Genomic DNA, 19,425 nt, shown 5'->3' with positions numbered 1-19,425 from the left:
GCGAGGCCTTTTTATTTGTATGTCATAAAATATTAAGCGACTTTCTTATCTTTTTCCACCTCAGGTGACTCAAGATTATCAAGAACTTCTTGAGAGAAAATTAACTTCTTACGAAGTGCCTCACGAGAGATTCCCATCTCTTTTGCGGCCTTAGACTTATTCCCAAAGTTTCTTTTAATCTCATTAAGAATCATTTCACGCTCAACAAGAGCAAGACGATCTTTTAGAGGAAGCTTAAAGTCTGTGACGTGATCAATTTGTCCAAATTGTTTCTGCTTCATTGAAATATCAACTAGAGGAGATACCCCGTCATTGATTTCAATATCAGAAATAATATGTGACTTTGGATGATAAAGCACAGCTCTTTCAATACACTTCTTTAATTCATAAACATTACCTGGCCAGTCATACTGTAGGATTTGTTCCATAACCTTCTTAGAGAAGCTCTTAAGAAGAAGTCCTTGTCTTTTACATTCAACTTTTAAGAAGTACTCGACAAGCATTTCGATATCATCTTCACGGCGTCTTAGTGGATCAAGATTAATTTGAGCTTGAGATAGAAACTCAAAAAGATCACGATGGAATAGGCCTTCATCAGTTAAGATTCCAAGATCCTTAATCGATGTTGCCATAATACGGCAATCGATACTTACGATACCACCAGGAGTTCCTCTATTTGAAATAACTTCAAATAGTCTCTCTTGCCATTCGTATGAGAGATTTTCAATATGGTTAAGAACGACAGTTCCACCCTGTGTTTTCGAGAAAACACACTTATCTTCGTCAGGGCCAAATAATTGCGCCTCCAACTTATCCATATCTTGTAACTTACAATTTACAGTATTAACTTCATGAAGTCCGCGCTTACCTTCAAAGTGAAGAACAGTTGCATAAAGGTTCTTACCAACACCTTTCTCACCTGTAATAAGAACTGGACTATCAAGGTCCTTAAGCTTCGAGATTGAGCTTCTCATGGACTTAACACCCGCAGTGTTTCCAATGATTGCATACTGGCGATCATATGGAGCTGAGAAACGACGAATTTTAGAGTTATTCGAAATTGGGTTAAAGCTATGGAATACTGAAGAGAAAACAAGAGCTAAAACTTTCATTGTTTTTTCATCTTCAATTGTAAAACGATTTTCATTTCGCTTATTAATTACCTCAATTACACCAATGATCTTATCTTCGCGGTTATGAATTGGGTAACAGATAATAGACTTTGTCGTGAATCCATTTTGCTCATCAAAGGCATTATTAAAACGAGACTCATCACTTTCAGTACAAATATTTAAAGCAACACCTGTTGTGAAAACAGAACCTGCAACACCTAGGCGATAATCAAATTTTAGGCCCGTCTTATCAAGCCCTAAAGCGGCAATGGCCTCAAGCTCATTAGTATCTGGGTTAATTAGAAAGATTGAAGAGCGTTGTGCATTTAGGATACGAATCACTTCTTCAAGCATCGTATCAAGAAACCCTTCTTTATCACCAAAGTGAGTAATATCTTTAAATAGCGAAAGTAAAAGTGAGAACATTTCAAATCCTTCATTTGGATCTGTATAGCGCTCTTTAAGTGCTGATTGAATCAGACAATCTTTTAATCTCTCAGATGAAAAACTCATGATATATGATTCAAGAAATTTATTAATTCCCTTTTCAACATCAAGTTCAACACCATAGATAATTTCTTCATCTTCCAAAACATTTGAGAAGGCACGAACAACTCGTCCAGTAAGATCAAGATGCTTCTTTTTAAATTGTAGAGAAACCTCTAATTCTGTTCCAACAGAAATTCTCTCATGTGTTTTAAAACCAAAGCCTGTAACAGAAATATCAATAAGTTTAGCGTCATCGATATACTCGAGATGCCCAACCTCATCTTCTTTCTGAACAAGAAAACGTAAATTATCCGCTTCCTCAACAGGAATTCTAAATGATTGAAAGAACTTAAATTCTGAAAAACTGGCGAGCATGATAATCCCCTCATTAATGCTTTACAGTTATTAATCGGTAAAATTTGGTTAAAACTTTAGGGTGATGCCCAAAATTATTGGCTATAAAATCTATACGATGGCCCTGATTATGCCCTATTTGCTTGCCTGATGAGCTCACAAGCAATAAGATGTGATATTAAAATTAGTTGTAATATTGGATACTTGCACCATGTAGGCAGGTATTCACGCATTTAAAAATTGGATGAAATATGATTTTTGAAGGTTCAGAAAAGAAGGCCGAAATCATCGTTAAAGATGGCCTTAACTTACTAGAAATCCCTGATACTTTTTGGGCCCAGCTAGTTGAAAAAGCGAAAGCGACAATCCTTTCGAGCGTAAAAAATGACAAGTTGAAAGCATTTCTACTTTCAGAGTCCTCTCTCTTTGTTTGGGAAGACAGAATGCTTATCATTACTTGTGGCCAGACTACACTTATTCAGGCCATTGACTTCTTTACTAGTGAATACGGAAAGGATTCAATTAAACAACTTATCTTTCAAAGAAAGAATGAGTACTTCTCTCATATGCAGCACTCAACTTTTATGGATGATATCAAGCTTCTAGAAAATAAATTTAGTGGAACGGCATTTCGTTTTGGAAATATTGATGATCACCACAACTATATTTATTTCCTCGATCAAGAATACACTCCATCTGCGGATGATCACACATTCGAGCTTCTTATGTATGAAATCTCTTGCGAAGCGAGAAAACTTCTTACAGATGAAAATGTAACAAAGGATCAAATAAGAAATTTATTAAAACTTGATGAAATCCTACCGGGATTTGAGCTTGATGATTTCGTTTTCAATCCATATGGTTATTCTTTAAATGCCATTAAGGATGATAACTACTTCACTTGCCACATCACTCCACAAGAAGAGTGTCCATATATTAGTTTTGAAACTGATATCGACATGAAGGAAATTGCAGGAGTTCTTATCGATGCTATGGAGCCAATCTCTTATGACTTCATTGAGTTCTGTCCAAATCAAGATGGAAATTGTGGGCTTAATGTAAACCCAGGAGAATACAAGGCGAAGACTCAAGTTGAAAGCTATTTAAAATGCGGCTATATCATGTACTTTTCACACTTTTACAAGTTACGTACAAACCGCTTAACACCATACAAATTACTTTAAAAAAATAAAATCAGGAGACAGTTATGCACAGTAACCTATGGATCGAAGAAAGATATAAAGATTTTTACGGAATGAGATATAAAGTAGAGAACGTTCTTTACTCTAAGAAAACTGAATTCCAAACAGTAGACGTAGTTGAAACAAAAGGGCATGGAAAAATGCTTCTTAACGACGGTCTTGTTATGGTAACGGAAAGAGATGAGATCGCTTATCACGATATGATTTCTCACGTTCCTTTATTTGTTCACCCAAACCCGAAAAACGTACTTGTTATTGGTGGTGGTGACGGTGGTACAGCACGTGAAGTTCTACGTCACTCTTCTGTTGAAAAGTGTACAATGGTAGAAATCGATGGTGCCGTATGTGAAGCATGTATGGAATTTATTCCACAAACAGCTGAAGTACTAAAAGGTCATCCAAAGCTAGATCTAATCATTGGTGACGGTGTTAAATTCGTTCAAGAAACTACTGAGAAGTTTGATGTTATTATCATCGACTCAACTGACCCAATCGGTCCAGCGGCCCCTCTATTTGGCCCTGAGTTCTACACAAATGTAAATAAGTGCCTTGCTGACAACGGTATCGTTGTTTCTCAAGGTGAGTCACCTTGGTTTGAAGCAGAAATTCAAAAGAGCATGCTAGGTGTTCTAAATGATATTTTCAAAAATACATTTATCTATAACTTCTCTAACCTAACTTACCCAGGTGGACTGTGGTCATTTACTTTTGCAACAAAGGGCGACACTCACCCAATTAATGACTTTAGAGAAGAAGCTGTTGCAGAAAGTGGACTTGAGTTCTCTTACTACAATGCTGGACTTCATAAGGCGGCATTTTATCTTCCTACATTTATGAAGAAGAACCTTGAAGGGCTAATCCAAAACCCTTAAGGAACAAAGGATCTAAAATGCAATACTGGCTCTTTAAAAGCGAACCTGATGCTTTCTCTATTGATGATCTTGCAAGAAGACCGAAGCAAACGGAATCTTGGGATGGAGTGAGAAATTATCAGGCCCGTAACTTCATGAGGGATGAAATGAAACTTGGCGACAAGGTTTTCTTTTATCACTCAAGTTGTAAAGAGCCAGCTATCGTAGGCCTCGCTGAAGTCGTTAAGGAGTCCCATCCAGATAAGACTCAATTCGATGAAAAATCGAAGTACTATGATCCAAAAGCAACGAAAGAAAATCCACGCTGGTTTCTTGTGGATGTAAAATTTGTCGAAAAATTTTCAAAAGCATTAACGCTAAAAGAGATGAAAGCAGATAGTCGCTACGAAGAAATGCCTTTAGTTAAGAAAGGCTCTCGCCTATCCATTATGCCAATCCCTAATAAGATTGCGACAACGATATTAAAAGATATTGAAAACTAGAGTTTGTAAAAACTCGCGCCCGAAAGTTGTATAACTTAGAAATAGAGTCACAAAAGATAAGACAAGCCCTATCGTAAAGAAGCTTAGAATAACAAGGCCTGTACGGCCTATAAGTGCTTTTATTGGCTGCTTATAATAGAGAGACAGATGTGAAAGGTCATTATGTCCATGAACACCACCAAATTTGTACTCCTGAACGCCACCACCTTGAGTGTCTTCAGATGTATTTAAATCGACATCAGATAGGTCCTGAATTGGCATTTCCCACTACTCCTCACACCAGCTTATTCGCTGATATGAAGAGTATCGGTAAATGCTTAAATTATTTTAATGATTCGGTTATTGAATAATTTGTGATTCTTGAGATGTGTGATTAGTTGCTGAAATTACAGTACTTTCTTCAATTAGTTCAGAGTCATCATCGCTGCCAATTGTTTCTTCAACTAAATCCATTTTAGTTGCCATAATTTCACTGGCCGCCTCAATTTGTCCTCTAACTTCTTCAATCTCACAAGCAATATCTTGTTTTGAATCTAAGTAAGAATCAATTTCATCACGACAGATAGCTAGTTTTTCAATTAGTTGATCCTGATTTCCACGGTAAGTTTCTTCAAGATTTGAAAGTAGTCCAATTACATTATTAAAGAATTTTGCAAGATTACGACTTAGGGCCTCAAGTTCACTACTACTTTGAGTCATTTCAGAATCATTGAGTAGGCTTGCTTGAACGTCCACACGAAAGCTTAACGTCTTAAGTTGGAAGATAAGATCTTTCATATCCTGGAATTCATTCATAAACTTTTCAAAAGTTTCTTGGAATTTAGAATCCCCTTCTTCTGTTTCAATCTTTGCATCACTTTGCTTTGGTAGCTCTTTGATAAATTCAAGTGCTCTTTCTCTTAACTCATTAACTGCATCAACAATTGGCCCCATTCCCTTGTGTCCATCATTGATCACAAGTAGCTGGTCCTTAATATCTTCCACAGTATTTTGAAGTTCAATATTCATTAATTCAAATTGAGAGATTTGCACTTTTTGACTTTCAACAGTTTCCATTTCTTGTGAGAGCTTAATTTGAAGTGACTGCTTACTATCTTTTAATTCTTTCATTTCATTTGTCAGTCTTTCAACTTCCAGACGAAGTAATTCACTATCATTGAAAAGACGCATTTTTGCGTAATACTCTTTAATCATAGGAATGATAGCGATAATAGCAAGTACACCTGCTACAACCATAAAGATAAGATTGTATAAGCTTCTTGTAATAAGCCAATTATAAATAAGAACACCGTGTGTCATAAGAGATAGTGCGCATATGATGATGTAATTCGATTTTGATGTTGGCGATTTTGGTTGTTTTGGTGGTTTGATTGAATTCTTTTCAATTTTTAAAGACATGTTATCGATCCCTGACAAACTTTCTTTTAATAATACAATAATTATCAAACACTAAAGTAAGTAAGTCAATTATCAGGGACCGATTATTTCAGTATGAATCTAATAACTTATAACAAGTTTACTTAAGATATGTGTAGCTCTTTAGACAGTCTTCATAGAAGTCTACTAACGATACTCCATCACGAGGACGAATTCTTCCTCGCGAAACTTGGCGATCGATATAGCGCTTTACCTTAAATGCCATAAATTCAGGATTATACTGCATTGTCGATAGAACCTGACGAGCAGAGTTTCCTTCAACAGTCTCTTCAATATAGAAGCCCTTCGGATCATCGCTATCTGCATAGACGTGTACTTCATTAACTCGTCCAAAGAGATTGTGCATATCACCCATAACGTCTTGATAGGCCCCTGTTAAGAAAATACCAATGCGATACTCCTCACCTTCGTTTAGCTGGTGAACAGCAATCGTCTTCTTAAATCCTTCATCTGGATCATAGAAGCGATCGATCTTCCCATCACTATCACAAGTGATATCTGCAAGAGTAGATCTCTTAAGAGGTTTTTCATTCAGACGTGTCAGTGGAACAACTGGTAGTACTTGTTCAATGGCCCAACTATCACACGCAGACTGGAAAACTGAAAAGTTACAAAGGTATTGGCCACTTAGTGTATTTTCAAGATCCTCCATTAGTTCCGATTGAAAGTCTTCTTCAGGAACGAGTGAATTAATTTCTTTAAGAATACGCAGGTGCATTGTCTCAATTTTTGCGCGTTCTTCAAGCTCAAGAATTCCAAGCTTGAAAGCGTGAATTGAGTCAGTTTTAATTTTTAAAGCATCATTATATGCTTCTTGCCAATTTTTCGTTTTCTCTAAAACCTCACCAACTTGTCTCATCTCTGTCACAAGATTATGTTCGCCAGTTTCTTGCTTAGTTGAAAACTCAATCTTAGTATTATCAATTTCACCAATGATATTTGTGATAACACAACTGTGGTGTGCCGTGATTGCGCGTCCACTTTCAGTGATAATATGTGGATGCTCAACACCCTCGAGATCACATACAGACTTTAGTCCATAAACGATATCTGTAATATAGTCCGTGATCGAATAATTAATTGATGAATCGTTTGTCGAGTTTGTCCCATCGTAGTCAACACCAAGTCCACCACCAACATCAAAGTACTGCAGAGGAGCGCCAATCTTTTGCATCTTACAATAGATACGAGAACCCTCTTCAATAGCTTCTTTAATTGAACGGATATCAGTAATTTGAGATCCAATGTGGAAGTGGAAAAGCTTTAACATATCCAAACGGTCATGCTTTTTTAGAAACTCAATGGCCAGGATGATTTCAGAAGTTGTTAAACCAAACTTCGCTTTATCTCCACCACTAGACTCCCATTTACCACGGCCCTTAACAGACATGCGGCCACGAATTCCAATAAATGGAATAACCCCATGCTCTTTACCAAGTTCAACAAGCATGCGAAGTTCAGAGAATTTTTCGATAACAACAAATACCTTACGTCCAAGCTTTGCACCAAGAATGGCAAGCTTTAGGTAGTCACGATCTTTGTAACCATTTAGAACTGTAAGTGAGTCAGCGTTATTATTATATGCGAGAGCAGAAAGAAGCTCAGGCTTAGAGCCAGCTTCAAGTCCGTAGTTGTAGCGAGAACCTGCATCAACAATTTCTTCAACGACTTCTCTCATCTGGTTTACCTTGACAGGGTAAACGCCAAAAAATTTCCCGCGATAATCTTCATCATCAATTACCTTTTGAAAGGTATTATTTAAAAGCTTTACTTGCGAGCGTAAAATATCATGGAAACGAATTACTAAAGGAAGTTGAATTCCTTGTTCTTTTGCTTCTTCAATAACGTCATTAATAACGATTCCAACATTCTTATTTGGATTTGGAGTCGCTTTAAGTTGTCCATTTTCTTCGATCTTAAAATAACCGTTACTCCACTTACTTACGTTGTAGAGGCGATCAGAATCTTGAATTGTCCAAGTCTCATTTGTCATTTCTTAAACTTCCTTTTCTTACTAAGACTTCGTTTTGCTAGTTAGAAGTAAGATCATCTCCCTTACAACTTTTGCAGCAAAAACAGAACTATTCCCAGATGAGTCAATCTCTGGAGCTAGCTCAACAATATCACAACCTACAATATTCTTTTCTAGTAGGATTTTTACAAAACTAATAAATGAATGAAAGTCTTCTCCACCTGGCTCCGGTGTTCCTGTTCCTGGAAAGAAACTTGGATCAAAGTAGTCTAGATCAAGAGTTAAATAAACAGGACGATCAGCAGGGATCGCACGAACTCGATCTAAGAACTCTGCGCGTGATTTTGCAATTGTTCCATTCTCATTCATATACTCATATTCTTCTTTTGTACCAGAGCGAATCCCATATTGAATAAGACTATGCTTTGGCCCAAAGTGATCAAGGCTTCTCTTGATAATTGAAGCATGTGAATAGTGGTAACCAAGATATCCATCACGAAGATCAGCATGTGCATCAAGATGAATTAAAACAAGATCTTCAAAATCATGAAGGTACTTCTTAATTGGAGCATAAGAAATTGAATGCTCTCCACCAAGAGTCATAATTTTAATATCGTTTTCTTTTAAATTAATGTGATCAAAATTCTCTTCGAAACAAGCAGTCGCAACTTTCCAACTCTGCTCTTGTTGATCCGCAACTGGAAGGTTTCCAAGATCATAGAAAGTGCAATCTTCTGTTGAGAGATCGAGATATGGTGAATAAGTTTCGATACCATCAGAAACTTCTCTTAAAGCATCTGGCCCTAAGCGTGTTCCTTTTCTGAAACAGGCCGTTCCATCAAAACCAAAACCAACAAGGTTAACACTATGAGGTCTAACTTCGTCAGTAACAATTGCCATATCGTAAGGCGTATTTGGGGCCTCTAGGCCCGCTAATTTCCATAAGTTCTTTTCCATAGGCTACTAATAAATCCTAATGGAATTTGAGTCAATTTAAATTGATATGAAAGTGTAAAAAAGTGGTCCAAAATGGCTTTTAAGTCACTAAAATGACTAAACTTTAATCAATCTGGTTCTTTCTGGCCGTAACCTCAGTACGAGTCATTGGTGCATGAAAAACTGCGAAGTCAATTGACTCACGAAACATCTTCCAATACTTCTTATGATTGCGGTTATCACTTGAAGGAAGCTCAAGCGTATAAGTAGGAATCTTTCTCTCATTTCCAGCATAGTTTCCTAAACTTCCAGGAAAGAAAGGATAATTCTTCACACGATACCCATTGGCCTTCTTACTCATTGTATTAAGAAGTTCTTCGGCCTTTAACGCTAGGCCATCCTCTTCATGAATATGATTAGAAACCACTGGCCCATCATAGTCGAGAATCGTTAATGGGGCGTGAACTGTAATAATCTTATTTGGGTTATAACGTGAGATAATATTCACTTGAAAGATTGTCTCTTGTTCAGAGTTTGCAACCTTACCAGGATACCTACGCTTGGCAGCGCCATAGCGAGTTTTCCATAAGTGTAGGGCCTTCTTTTCCCAATCCTTTGTTGGAAAGTTTCTATTTGGATCAATTCCACGGGAATTTGTTCTAGTAGGTCTTCTCTTAAAGAATGAATCAGGAGAGACAATTGGAGCAACAGCAACGAGATTATCTTTTAACTTCTTTTGCCCTTCAATCGTAGCAACTTCATGATAAAGGTGGTGTAGAATATCGAAACAAAACTTAATCGGTGTAATTTCATCACCATGAACACCACAAAGAACTAAGGTCATATTCTTAGGTTCTTGCTTATGTTCTTCCTCGTCACCAAAAACGGTCCACATAATTGGACGCCCTTGATGAGTGTCTCTTACATGAATCCACTTATACGAGTCACAGTGAGACTTTCCCCATCCGTACTTTTTAAATTTCTTATCAATATCACCGCAGAATGATTTTACGCGCTTTGTGTTTGCAACAATTGAAAATTCATTCTTATGAGAATGATCCGTGAAGCTTAGACTTTCACTAGTGACGGCCTTTTTAGGATGCTCAATTTTTTTTCTTGCGACTTCACCTTGTTTGGCCACCTCTGGAGCTTTTGATGCATCATGTCCGTCTTGGTTACTATTAATAACCTCAACACCAGAACATGAAAGTAAAACGATAATTAAAGAGAATAAAATTGTGTAATTAAATTTTGATAATCGATTCATAGCTACCATTAAGGCCAAATTAATATAGTGTTATAATATCATATATAATTTATAGATATTCAATATTTTAGTGAGATATTACGCAATATGGAAAGCCAAAACTTACTCATTTTGACAACCAACCCAAGGCTTTACGCCTGTACTCAACTCGAAGCAGCGATCAATGAAGCGACTCATTCGTGCCGTTTCTCTGATCCATACTCCGTTAGTGACAAGGAATTGGCCTGGGCCGATGTTGTGATTAATCGTAACACAGGCCTGAACTATAATGATGATGACCTTGAAAAAATGGCCATACTTGGGCCAAAAAAAGTTATCAACCCTGTCACTTGTTCACGTGTACTAAGAGACAAGTATCAACAGTGGTTACATTTCAAAGAAATTCTTGGCCCTTCTCAGCTAATTGAAACCTATTCACTTACACAAGGCCCTGACGACGCCAACAAGCAAAACAAGTGGGTTATCAAAACAACACGAGGTCAGCAGGCCAAAGGTGTCTATCCATCAACAGATATCATTAATGACCGAAAGAAGTTAATTGTTAAGGGAGATCTCAACTATATCATCCAACCCTATATTGAATTGAAGTCTGAATGGCGCGTTCTACTATTTAAGGGCATATCTTCAAAGAAAGTTGAAAAGATCATTATTAGAAAGTTACCCAAGATTACACAAAATGATTTTCATATACTTAATTTTGCTTCCAGTAGTTGTGAAATTATTGAAGAAGACAAGACGCCACAACAAGTGCTTTCTATCGCAGATGCAGTTGCCGGTAGTCTTGATTTCTACTTTATCAGTGTTGATGTCTTAGAAGAGAGTGAAGAAAGTGAAGAACAAGGTGGTGGCCACCGCTTAATCGAAGTCAACGGATGCCCTGGGATGGCCCATAGTGATGAAATACTCCTCACCTCAAAGCATCAGATGACCATGGCACAACTATTCACGGAAAAAGTTATAAATAGCTGAAATTACATTTTAGAAATCAAATATATTTATCATGTGTCAATTTTTTGTTTGATTATTGAAACTTTTGACGATAAGATCAAATGAGGAGACAAGTTAATGTATATTTGTATATGTAACGCCATTACACAAGATATGCTCGATAATGCAATCAAGCAGGGACAAACTGAGAAAGAGGTTATCAATAGCCTTGGCATCGGTAACTCATGCGGTGTTTGCTTATTAGAACAAGTTTCTGCCGGTCTTGCTAAAAAGAATCTAAAAGCTAATCAGAAAGAGCAGGCCAATGAAGTTAAGAATAACTTAACTCCAGTCAAAAAATAAAATCCTTGAAACACATCCCAATCTTCTATAGCATTAATTCATAATTAATTATTGAAAGGGATTAATCATGAAAGGTGATCAAGACGTAATCAAAGCATTAAATAATGTTCTTACAAAAGAATTAACGGCCATTAACCAGTACTTTCTTCATGCAAGAATGCTTGAGGACTGGGGACTCGATAAGATCGGCCATCTTGAATATAAAGCAAGTATCGATGAGATGAAGTACGCTGATGAAGTTATTAAGAGAATTCTCTTCTTAGAAGGACTACCTAATCTTCAAAAGCTTGAGAGAATCAGAATTGGTCAGAATGTAAAAGAAATCATCGAAGCAGACCTTGAAACAGAAGCTGAAACTGTACCATTATTAAAAGAAGCAATTGAGCTTTGTGAGAAGAAGCAAGATTATGTTTCTCGTGATCTTTTATCTAAGATCCTAGACTCAGAAGAAGAGCATGTCGACTGGCTTGAGACTCAATTATCACTAATTGAAAAAGTGGGTATTGAGAATTACATGCAATCTCAAATTGAAATGAAAACAGGACACTAGTCCAAAATGATAAAAGCCTCGCTTAGCGAGGCTTTTCTTTTATCTGTATGGCAGACTATGCTTTTTCTTCGATTGGTTTTGGAAGTCTTGCAATCATTAGAATTGGAATAATCAAGAAGATACTTCCAAGATAATATGGAGCTGCCGAGCTGTAGCGCCAGTAAACAAGAGAGGCAACGATTGGCCCGATAACTCTTGCTAAAGCTCCAAGGGATCTAAAAACACCAATGACATGTCCCTGGCTCTGTGCCGGAGAATACATTGAAACAAGTGAAGTTAGACATGGAATTACTAATGACGATCCCACAGCTAAGAAAAATAGACCACCGTAAACAAGCCAAGAAGACTCTGCTAGGCCAATTAGAACAAGTCCCGGAATAATAGTCACAAGACCTTGAAGTGCCATACGCTTCTCACCTACTGTATGGGCCTTACGGCGAACATATCCACCTTGAACAAGTGCTAAGATAAGTCCGATAAAGATAAACATATAAGCGTTATCCATCGATGAGTAGCTTAGCCTCTCTGCCGCTAAGAATGTTAGTGTAAACTCCATCCCACTAAATGCTAGTAGGAATAAGAAGTAACCGAAGTTTGTTAGGTTAACACCTTTATATGGAAGTGGTTTGAAAAGTGTAATCGGGTTTGCACTTCTTTCACTTTCATGTTTACCACGCTTCTCTTCAGGAAGAGTTTCATCAAATTTATTAAATAGATTAACTAAGTTAAATAGTGAAAGAACACCTGCTACAATTGCGGCCATTGAAAATGGATTCACGCCGTAATCAGCAAGTACTGGATAAATCTTAGTTAGATCAAACAGAGAAAGAATCCCACCCATTGCTGGCCCAATAATAAAACCTAGAGCGAAGGCAATACCAATCGTTGCCATCCCTTTTGAGCGGTTCTTCTTTGTTGTCACATCGGCCACAACAGCTGTTGCTGTCGAGATATTTCCCCCCATGATCCCACCAATGAATCTTGCAATAATAAGGATTGTAAAATTACCTGCAACGGCCCAAAGAACATAACTTACAAAAAGGCCAAATACTGAAACAAGCAGAACTGGCTTTCTTCCGATACGGTCAGAAATTGTTCCCCAAATTGGTGCGGCAACAAATTGTAGTAATGAGTAAAGAGCACCTAAGGCACCACCAAAGAGTACGATAGCAGAGAAGTTACTTGCTCCTCCAGCTTGTGTTAGCGTATCGATTGAACCAAAGATCGCTTTTAAGAAAACGTTATCAGCATCAACAGTTAAGTAATACTTAGCAAGTGCTGGAAATAGTGGGAAGATAATTGAGAATCCCACAAGGTCTAAGAATAATGTTAAAAAGACGATCTTAAGCGACTTCTTAGCATTATCACTTAATGGCTCTGATTCCATTGTTTGCTTTGGCATATCCATGTATTTTTCCTCTTCTAATTGATACTCTATTTTTTCGACTTCCTTTGGGTTCTCACAAAGTGTTTCAACATAATTGGCAAAACCTTTGGCCCAATTTTCGTCATCATTCAAACACTCAATAGCGTGAATATGAGTTCCAAACTCTTCAACTTCTTCTTGTAACTCAGTTCCAATTTCATCAATAGTTTCTAAGCAATCTGCAACGAAGGCCGGGCAATAAACAGCAATATTCTTTGCGCCACCTTTTGCAAGATTCACAGTGTATTCATCTGTATATGGAGTTAACCATTCTTCACTTCCAAAGCGAGATTGGTAAGTCATGTGAATTTTTTCTGGATCAATGCCAACAACTCCTTGCTTGATAAACTCGAAAGTTTCAAAGCAGTGCTGATAGTATGGATCTTTCTTATAGATAACTCTCCTCTTTGGAATACCATGGAAGGAGATCACTAATTCATCAATACTTTCACTAGCAAGCTTCTCATTAATCTTTGCAATTGAATTATCAATAAAAGCATGGAGGCGGTGAAAATTTGTAATCACTTCAAAATTTGGAATTCTAACTTTTGTCTCTAAAAGTTTTCCAAAGAAGTCAATTCCACTGGCAATTGTTGATTCTGAATATTGTGGAAACATCGGAATAACGATTAACTTTTGAGCTGGATCTTTTCTCTCATCAAGCTCCTTTTCCCACTTTGCATAGACGTCAGCAACCTTAGGTCCACAAAGTAAGAACGCATGTTCGACTTCAATATGCTCAGGAGTTAATTCATTTACTCGATGAGTGAATTCGCGAGTGATTCTCGTTAAAGGAAATTCACTCCCTTCCCAAATTCTACTATAAAGAGCTGCCGACCTCTTTGGCCTAAAAGGTAGCACAAAGAGATTTAAAATAATTTTCCAAAGTCTTGGATCGATATCCACGACTCGCGGGTCGGCCAAAAATTCTTTTAAGTATTTACGCACATCCGAAGTTGATGGTGATTCAGGAGAGCCAAGTTGAACAAGAACAACCTTAGTAACCTTGTGCCCACCTTTTTTACCAACTGGAAATGTTAAATGATCATGACGCATTGCCATTGTTCCTTGATAATGTTAAATTAAGTAAATATAACCTATCAAAATAATTCAAGAGAGTCGATAAATGTCAGCATCGAAAAAAACTATTAAAAAAACAAAATCAAAAGCAAAACAATCCCCGAAGGGAAGAAATGTAAAAGAACTTGATGCATTTGCACTAGGTTCAGCAAATACTGAATATCCAGATACGTATGCCCCAGATGTACTTGAGGCCTTCGACAATAAGAATCCAGGAAGTGATGCTTGGACGACTTTTGTGTGTACAGAGTTCACATCTCTATGCCCAAAAACAGGTCAGCCTGACTTTGCTCGTATCTACATTAATTATATTGCAGATAAGAAGATGGTTGAGTCTAAGTCTTTAAAGCTATACCTATTCAGCTTTAGAAATCACGGTGACTTCCACGAAGATTGTGTGCAAAAAATTTGTGACGATTTAACAAAGCTAATGAAGCCAAAATACGTAGAAGTTATTGGTGAATTCACTCCAAGAGGTGGAATTTGTATCTACCCATATGCCTCAAATTCCAACAATAAGAAGATTTATAAGGATATTCGTGCAAAAAGATTTAGCGAATATGCTCCAGGTAAGTATACAATGGACTTATCTAAAATTTATTAATTTAGCTTGAAATGAGGAAAATATGAGCCTTGGAATTACAGAAAGTTTAATTATCCTAGCTATCATTATTCTACTATTTGGAGGTAAGAAGCTTCCAGAACTTGGTAAGTCTCTAGGAAAGGCCATTACAGGCTTTAAACATGGACTTAAAGAAGAAGATCAGCAGGACAATACTAAAACTGCCAGCAAAATCGAAGACCAATCAAAGAATGAAAATAAGAATAGCTAGTTTCTAATTTTGTAGAACAGTTATTACCTGCTTAAGGGTAAATGGTTTTGGTAGAATACCACTAACACCTTTGCCCTTAATCGTATCAGAATTAATCGAACAATCACCAGTTGCAAGAATAAAAGGAGGCATCTTCTCTTTTAGAACCCCTTGCGCCCTAGTTGCTAATTCCATTCCATTTACTTCAGGCATTTGGTAATCCGAGATAACATGCGAATACGTATGTTCACCTAGAGCACTTAAGGCCGCACTTGCATTTGCACAAGCATCGACTTGATAGCCTTCCATCTGTAAAGCATCTTGTAAAAGCTCTAAAATTTCAATTTGGTCATCTACTAACAGAATACGTTTTACTTCTGGATTTGTTGAAATAGACATTGATTCAATCATATATATGCTCTCTTTTGTTTAAACAAAAATAAAAAAACCTATCTTTCGATAGGTCTTTTTAAAACACAATATTTATTGATTCAAGTAAATTATTCTATAATTTCTAAAACAGATCTTTTTTTCAACTTTGTTGAAGCAGCATTAAGAATAGTTCTTAGTGCGCGAGCTGTTTTCCCTTGCTTCCCAATAACTTTACCAAGGTCAGTTTTATCAACCTTAAGTTCGATAACTGTTGTTTGTTCACCAACAATCTCGTTTACTTCTACTTGCTCTGGCATATCAACTAATGCGCGACTAACTGTATCGATTAAGTCTTTTAACTCACTCATCATGAACTCCTTCTACAAAAATGCCGTTTATGCTTTTTTAAATGAAAAACAAAAATTACTAGTTAAGAGTAACTTTGTTCTTCTTTAGAAGTGTTCTTACAGTATCAGAAATTGTAGCACCTTTACCAAGTAGCTCAGAGATTCTCTCAGCTTTGATATCGATAAGGTTATTTTCTTTAAGTTGTGGGTTATATTGACCTAACTTTTCGCTGAATTTTCCGTCTCTTGCATTTCTTGAGTCAGCTGCAACGATTGTGTAAATAGGCATGTGAGTTCTACCACCGCGTTGTAATCTAATTGTTAACATTAAGTACTCCTACATCAATTTGTAACGCTTATAATAAATATATTAAATAATTCCTAAATAAATAATTGATTTTAAAAAGATAAGCAATATCTTTTTTCAAATTTTTAATTAGAACCGTAATGTATTAAAATATATGCCATATGACAAGCAAAGAAAGCGAAAGTGCAAAATTTATCGACCTTCACGGCCATTCAGGGCCAAACAAAACAGCTCCTATTGAGGTTTTTTGCATTTATTCATACTCACCGCAAATCAATGACTTACCTAAAGAAGGCCAATACTTTAGTGCTGGAGTTCACCCATGGAGGCTTACTGACGCCGTTACTAGCTTTGAGGAAGTTAAAAAACTGTGCAAGGTGAAATTATGCCTTATGGTCGGGGAGGCCGGCCTTGATCGCGCTATCGAGACCAATTTAGAAAAACAAGAAAAAGTCTTTAGCTGGCACATTAAATTGGCCAACGAATTAAATAAGCCTCTCATAATTCATAATGTAAGATGTCTGTCTGAAATATTTCGCCTTCACAAGGCCTATCCTGGCCATACTCCTTGGATACTTCATGACTTTAATGGAACGATGAAGGATATGACTGACTGTCATGAGCGCACAATTTACACCTGCCTCGGTCCCCGCTTCTACGAGTCGTCTAATGCAAAAATAAGTAGCACCATCTTGAATAATAAAGTGGACTTAGAGTATATCTTCTTTGAAACTGATGATCGTCGTGATCTAAAAGTTTCCGACATCTATTGTGAGTTTGCGAAAAGACAAGAGCTCGACCTATCAGATTTAAAGGAACAAATTTGGCACAACCTCAGGCGCCTTCTTGGCAAAGATTTAACGATTTAATTGAATTTAGAGCGCTTTTAGCTCCCATGGTAGGCCTCTCGCATGTTGCTCTTAGAGATGCCCTAAGGCCCTACTTTCCAAAAGATGTAAAAACCTTATGGGCCACAGAAATGTTAAATTCAAGAAGACTACCTGATCAAGTCCTTGGAGAGACTCCTGAAACATTCAAAAGTGAATCTGACTATGGGCTCTACCCACAAATACTTTGTAATGAAGAAAGATATATTGAAAAGGCCATCCCGAAACTAGAGGCCTGGGGAGCAAGTGCCATTGATATCAATATGGGCTGCCCAGTGAAGAAGGCCCTAAAGCATAATTACGGTGTTTCTTTAATGGGTGATACAAAGTATGCAGCAAGTGTTGTGGAGATGGTTAAGAAACATGCTACGGTTCCTGTCTCGGTGAAACTTAGGGCCGGCCATCAAAATGATAAGAGCTTTCTTTTAGACTTCTGTAGTGCCCTTAAAGAGGCCGGCGCGGACTGGCTAATTTTACACCCAAGGATAGCGGCCCAAAAAAGAAAGGGAGTTGCAGACTGGGAGCAGATAAAATTCCTACAAGAAAGTATCGATCTTCCAATCATTGGTAATGGCGATATTCAAGATCACGGCGACATTGCTCAAATGCTAAATGAAACAGGCTGCCAGGCCGTTATGCTAGGACGCTCTCTTACAGCAAAGCCATGGCTAATTACGCAATTTGCATCTGATCAAGGTTATGAACTTGATGAGTTCCAAAATCAATTTCTAAGCGAAGACCCTCACCTTCATGCTCGCTACTATGGTGAATTTGTGAAGGCCTATATAAATGCTTGCTTTAAATACTATGAACCAAAGGCCGCCCTTAAGCGCATTCGCTTCTTTTTAAAAGTTGGGCATGTATGGCTTAATTTTGGCCATAGCTTTACCAAGAAACTTTTTGGATTAGAAAGTGCGCAAGCATACAGTGATGCCATAGATCTTTATATGGATAATTCTTCATTGAAAATTTCGAAAAGAACGAATCTACGTTACTAGTGTTCGCAGTGGTTACAACGACATAACTTAATATTAAGTAAGTGCGCTGCAATTAGAGCTAGGCCACCGACGATAGAGGCCACAACTTCAACTGTTCCAATTGAATGAGAATGCATGTGCATATGCATATGACCAGCATGATCAGCTAAGAAGTACTGATTGAAGTGCCCAACTAAAATAGCGGCCATTCCTAGGATACCAATAAAGAGTGGTCTCTTATCATTGTGAACTTTTAGGTTCTTGATAAAAGCATAGAGACCTACTGGAACAACAATGAAGATCGCAAGACTGTGAATAAGTGGATTTTCAAAATATGTGGCCAGTGACGGAACAAAGATAATCAATAATGGAATTGCCATGCAATGTAGGCAACATAAGACAGAAACTAGCAGGCCTGCACGATCCGCTGATTCGTCGTATTTAGATGTTTTAACTTCTTCCATTTTGTTGTCCATAAGCGTCCAATTGATTGATATATGTATATATAGAGAATTCTGTGACTCAAAGCAAGTAATTATTAAAAAATTACCATCATTAAAGTGTTGAAAATACTTTCTAATACGATACACTTGTAACGTAATATTATTTACGTGTATCAAGAAAATCTTGCTACAGGGGGAAAAAATGAGTGGTTTAGATGATTTTTTAAAAAAGAAGAACAAGCAGGCCAAGCATGCACTAACTTCATCAAGTGATGAGATTGTGAAAAAGTGTAGACACCTGTTAGAAAGAATTCAAGATGAAGGTAGTGAGAAATATGATGAACTTTATGCTCATTTTCGCTTTCGCTACGACAAGGTAAATGTACAAAAGCACAAAGTAGAAAAATTCTTAGAAGAGCTACAACAAGAACTCGATCGTCTTGGTAAAGATCCGATTAAAGTTCTAGCAGAATACGATAAGCTAATCGAAAAAGAACTTGAGGCCATAGGCCACGTGGAAACTTACCAAAGCGTTAAAAAGTCGACAAAGAAGGCCATTAACAGAATGGCAAAAGCCGCTAAAGAGGTTTCAGACGATGTTGAAGAAGCCGTTGAGGAAGTTAAGCGTACAACAAAGAAAGTTGCAAACGACCTAACAAAGAAAGCAAAAGAGGCTAAAAAAGAAGCTAAGAAAGTTGTAAAAAAAGCAACCAAGAAAGTGGCCAAAAAGACTGCGAAGAAAGCAGCAAAGAAAGTGGCCAAAAAGACTGCGAAGAAAGTAGCAAAGAAAACGGCCAAAAAGACTGCAAAG

At 37.3% G+C, this 19,425-nt stretch carries 21 protein-coding genes and 1 pseudogene; 11 read left to right on the top strand and 11 right to left on the bottom strand.

Going from position 1 to position 19,425, the window contains the following annotated elements:
• Positions 1-32: 32 nt before the first annotated feature.
• Positions 33-1,976: a sigma 54-interacting transcriptional regulator gene (locus ABMA79_RS11095; RefSeq protein ID WP_393092580.1), complete on the bottom strand. Its 1,944-nt coding sequence runs from the start codon at positions 1,974-1,976 to the stop codon at positions 33-35.
• A gap of 230 nt (positions 1,977-2,206) precedes the next feature.
• Here ABMA79_RS11095 and ABMA79_RS11090 point away from each other — a divergent pair, with 230 nt between their 5' ends.
• From ABMA79_RS11090 to ABMA79_RS11080, 3 genes are read left to right on the top strand one after another with little or no spacing between them, the layout of a single operon-like run.
• Positions 2,207-3,139: an adenosylmethionine decarboxylase gene (locus tag ABMA79_RS11090; protein WP_392860397.1), complete on the top strand. Its 933-nt coding sequence runs from the start codon at positions 2,207-2,209 to the stop codon at positions 3,137-3,139.
• Positions 3,140-3,162: 23 nt separating this feature from the next.
• Entirely contained in the window at positions 3,163-4,029 is an 867-nt protein-coding gene (speE, locus tag ABMA79_RS11085) for a polyamine aminopropyltransferase (protein ID WP_392860395.1), read from the top strand.
• Positions 4,030-4,046: 17 nt separating this feature from the next.
• Positions 4,047-4,511 carry an EVE domain-containing protein gene (locus ABMA79_RS11080; RefSeq protein ID WP_392860394.1) on the top strand — a complete coding sequence of 155 codons (465 nt, stop codon included), beginning with the start codon at positions 4,047-4,049 and terminating at the stop codon, positions 4,509-4,511.
• Here ABMA79_RS11080 and ABMA79_RS11075 read toward each other — a convergent pair.
• The 5 genes from ABMA79_RS11075 to ABMA79_RS11055 all read right to left on the bottom strand — a co-directional run bounded on the left by ABMA79_RS11075 (position 4,491) and on the right by ABMA79_RS11055 (position 10,123).
• Positions 4,491-4,772 carry a hypothetical protein gene (locus ABMA79_RS11075; protein WP_392860392.1) on the bottom strand — a complete coding sequence of 94 codons (282 nt, stop codon included), beginning with the start codon at positions 4,770-4,772 and terminating at the stop codon, positions 4,491-4,493. The two genes, ABMA79_RS11080 and ABMA79_RS11075, sit on opposite strands and share 21 nt — an antisense overlap.
• A gap of 78 nt (positions 4,773-4,850) precedes the next feature.
• On the bottom strand, positions 4,851-5,909 hold the full coding sequence (locus tag ABMA79_RS11070; protein ID WP_392860390.1) for a hypothetical protein: 1,059 nt from the start codon (positions 5,907-5,909) through the stop codon (positions 4,851-4,853).
• 118 nt (positions 5,910-6,027) lie between these two features.
• Positions 6,028-7,941, bottom strand: coding sequence for a biosynthetic arginine decarboxylase (gene speA / locus ABMA79_RS11065; protein WP_392860389.1), 1,914 nt, complete (start codon positions 7,939-7,941; stop codon positions 6,028-6,030).
• Between the two features lie 21 nt (positions 7,942-7,962).
• Positions 7,963-8,877 carry an agmatinase gene (gene speB / locus ABMA79_RS11060; protein ID WP_392860388.1) on the bottom strand — a complete coding sequence of 305 codons (915 nt, stop codon included), beginning with the start codon at positions 8,875-8,877 and terminating at the stop codon, positions 7,963-7,965.
• A gap of 103 nt (positions 8,878-8,980) precedes the next feature.
• Entirely contained in the window at positions 8,981-10,123 is a 1,143-nt protein-coding gene (locus ABMA79_RS11055) for a M14 family zinc carboxypeptidase (protein WP_393092577.1), read from the bottom strand.
• Between the two features lie 87 nt (positions 10,124-10,210).
• On the opposite strand from ABMA79_RS11055, the gene ABMA79_RS11050 reads away from it, so the two are divergent.
• The 3 genes from ABMA79_RS11050 (at position 10,211) to bfr (ending at position 11,963) form a co-directional block, all read left to right on the top strand.
• On the top strand, positions 10,211-11,092 hold the full coding sequence (locus tag ABMA79_RS11050; RefSeq protein WP_393092574.1) for a RimK family alpha-L-glutamate ligase: 882 nt from the start codon (positions 10,211-10,213) through the stop codon (positions 11,090-11,092).
• 96 nt (positions 11,093-11,188) lie between these two features.
• Positions 11,189-11,413, top strand: coding sequence for a bacterioferritin-associated ferredoxin (locus tag ABMA79_RS11045; RefSeq protein ID WP_392860383.1), 225 nt, complete (start codon positions 11,189-11,191; stop codon positions 11,411-11,413).
• 67 nt (positions 11,414-11,480) lie between these two features.
• Positions 11,481-11,963, top strand: a complete 483-nt coding sequence (bfr, locus tag ABMA79_RS11040; protein ID WP_103217041.1) for a bacterioferritin — start codon at positions 11,481-11,483, stop codon at positions 11,961-11,963.
• A 55-nt stretch (positions 11,964-12,018) separates the two neighbouring features.
• Here bfr and hemH read toward each other — a convergent pair whose 3' ends face one another.
• The gene (gene hemH / locus ABMA79_RS11035; RefSeq protein ID WP_393092571.1) at positions 12,019-14,451 is read right to left on the bottom strand and encodes a ferrochelatase; all 2,433 of its coding nucleotides are present in this window, start codon (positions 14,449-14,451) and stop codon (positions 12,019-12,021) included.
• Between the two features lie 64 nt (positions 14,452-14,515).
• On the opposite strand from hemH, the gene queF reads away from it, so the two are divergent.
• A complete protein-coding gene (queF, locus tag ABMA79_RS11030; protein ID WP_392860380.1) occupies positions 14,516-15,073 on the top strand; it encodes a preQ(1) synthase in 558 nt (185 codons plus the stop codon).
• Positions 15,074-15,095: 22 nt separating this feature from the next.
• Complete coding sequence (locus tag ABMA79_RS11025) at positions 15,096-15,302, top strand: twin-arginine translocase TatA/TatE family subunit (RefSeq protein WP_393092568.1); 207 nt, start codon at positions 15,096-15,098, stop codon at positions 15,300-15,302.
• A gap of 3 nt (positions 15,303-15,305) precedes the next feature.
• Here ABMA79_RS11025 and ABMA79_RS11020 read toward each other — a convergent pair whose 3' ends face one another.
• From ABMA79_RS11020 to rpsP, 3 genes are all read right to left on the bottom strand, one after another.
• On the bottom strand, positions 15,306-15,692 hold the full coding sequence (locus ABMA79_RS11020; RefSeq protein WP_392860377.1) for a response regulator: 387 nt from the start codon (positions 15,690-15,692) through the stop codon (positions 15,306-15,308).
• Between the two features lie 89 nt (positions 15,693-15,781).
• On the bottom strand, positions 15,782-16,021 hold the full coding sequence (locus tag ABMA79_RS11015; protein WP_021267274.1) for a KH domain-containing protein: 240 nt from the start codon (positions 16,019-16,021) through the stop codon (positions 15,782-15,784).
• Positions 16,022-16,079: 58 nt separating this feature from the next.
• Entirely contained in the window at positions 16,080-16,328 is a 249-nt protein-coding gene (gene rpsP / locus ABMA79_RS11010) for a 30S ribosomal protein S16 (RefSeq protein ID WP_021267155.1), read from the bottom strand.
• 140 nt (positions 16,329-16,468) lie between these two features.
• On the opposite strand from rpsP, the gene ABMA79_RS11005 reads away from it, so the two are divergent.
• A complete protein-coding gene (locus ABMA79_RS11005; protein WP_393092566.1) occupies positions 16,469-17,176 on the top strand; it encodes a TatD family hydrolase in 708 nt (235 codons plus the stop codon).
• Positions 17,131-18,192, top strand: a complete 1,062-nt coding sequence (locus tag ABMA79_RS11000) for a tRNA-dihydrouridine synthase family protein (RefSeq protein WP_393092563.1) — start codon at positions 17,131-17,133, stop codon at positions 18,190-18,192. Before ABMA79_RS11005 ends, ABMA79_RS11000 begins: the two co-directional genes overlap by 46 nt.
• On the opposite strand, the gene ABMA79_RS10995 is transcribed toward ABMA79_RS11000, so the two are convergent.
• On the bottom strand, positions 18,189-18,635 hold the full coding sequence (locus tag ABMA79_RS10995) for a MerC domain-containing protein (RefSeq protein ID WP_393055433.1): 447 nt from the start codon (positions 18,633-18,635) through the stop codon (positions 18,189-18,191). The two genes, ABMA79_RS11000 and ABMA79_RS10995, sit on opposite strands and share 4 nt — an antisense overlap.
• 181 nt (positions 18,636-18,816) lie before the next feature.
• Between ABMA79_RS10995 and ABMA79_RS10990 the strand changes: the two are divergent.
• Positions 18,817-19,425 (top strand): annotated as a pseudogene (locus ABMA79_RS10990) (hypothetical protein); the annotation flags it as partial.

Source organism: Halobacteriovorax sp. HFRX-2_2 (genome assembly GCF_043196705.1).
In the GTDB taxonomy this organism is placed as follows: Bacteria; Bdellovibrionota; Bacteriovoracia; order Bacteriovoracales; family Bacteriovoracaceae; genus Halobacteriovorax_A.
The sequence above is the reverse complement of the archived record's forward strand: the minus strand, read 5'-3'. Positions and strand labels throughout refer to the sequence as shown.

Coding starts and splice junctions, on each gene's coding strand:
- ABMA79_RS11095 (WP_393092580.1), bottom strand. CDS start 1,976: ATGCTCGCCAGTTTTTCAGAATTTAAGTTCTTTCAATCATTTAGAATT.
- ABMA79_RS11090 (WP_392860397.1), top strand. CDS start 2,207: ATGATTTTTGAAGGTTCAGAAAAGAAGGCCGAAATCATCGTTAAAGAT.
- speE (WP_392860395.1), top strand. CDS start 3,163: ATGCACAGTAACCTATGGATCGAAGAAAGATATAAAGATTTTTACGGA.
- ABMA79_RS11080 (WP_392860394.1), top strand. CDS start 4,047: ATGCAATACTGGCTCTTTAAAAGCGAACCTGATGCTTTCTCTATTGAT.
- ABMA79_RS11075 (WP_392860392.1), bottom strand. CDS start 4,772: ATGCCAATTCAGGACCTATCTGATGTCGATTTAAATACATCTGAAGAC.
- ABMA79_RS11070 (WP_392860390.1), bottom strand. CDS start 5,909: ATGTCTTTAAAAATTGAAAAGAATTCAATCAAACCACCAAAACAACCA.
- speA (WP_392860389.1), bottom strand. CDS start 7,941: ATGACAAATGAGACTTGGACAATTCAAGATTCTGATCGCCTCTACAAC.
- speB (WP_392860388.1), bottom strand. CDS start 8,877: ATGGAAAAGAACTTATGGAAATTAGCGGGCCTAGAGGCCCCAAATACG.
- ABMA79_RS11055 (WP_393092577.1), bottom strand. CDS start 10,123: ATGAATCGATTATCAAAATTTAATTACACAATTTTATTCTCTTTAATT.
- ABMA79_RS11050 (WP_393092574.1), top strand. CDS start 10,211: ATGGAAAGCCAAAACTTACTCATTTTGACAACCAACCCAAGGCTTTAC.
- ABMA79_RS11045 (WP_392860383.1), top strand. CDS start 11,189: ATGTATATTTGTATATGTAACGCCATTACACAAGATATGCTCGATAAT.
- bfr (WP_103217041.1), top strand. CDS start 11,481: ATGAAAGGTGATCAAGACGTAATCAAAGCATTAAATAATGTTCTTACA.
- hemH (WP_393092571.1), bottom strand. CDS start 14,451: ATGGCAATGCGTCATGATCATTTAACATTTCCAGTTGGTAAAAAAGGT.
- queF (WP_392860380.1), top strand. CDS start 14,516: ATGTCAGCATCGAAAAAAACTATTAAAAAAACAAAATCAAAAGCAAAA.
- ABMA79_RS11025 (WP_393092568.1), top strand. CDS start 15,096: ATGAGCCTTGGAATTACAGAAAGTTTAATTATCCTAGCTATCATTATT.
- ABMA79_RS11020 (WP_392860377.1), bottom strand. CDS start 15,692: ATGATTGAATCAATGTCTATTTCAACAAATCCAGAAGTAAAACGTATT.
- ABMA79_RS11015 (WP_021267274.1), bottom strand. CDS start 16,021: ATGAGTGAGTTAAAAGACTTAATCGATACAGTTAGTCGCGCATTAGTT.
- rpsP (WP_021267155.1), bottom strand. CDS start 16,328: ATGTTAACAATTAGATTACAACGCGGTGGTAGAACTCACATGCCTATT.
- ABMA79_RS11005 (WP_393092566.1), top strand. CDS start 16,469: ATGACAAGCAAAGAAAGCGAAAGTGCAAAATTTATCGACCTTCACGGC.
- ABMA79_RS10995 (WP_393055433.1), bottom strand. CDS start 18,635: ATGGAAGAAGTTAAAACATCTAAATACGACGAATCAGCGGATCGTGCA.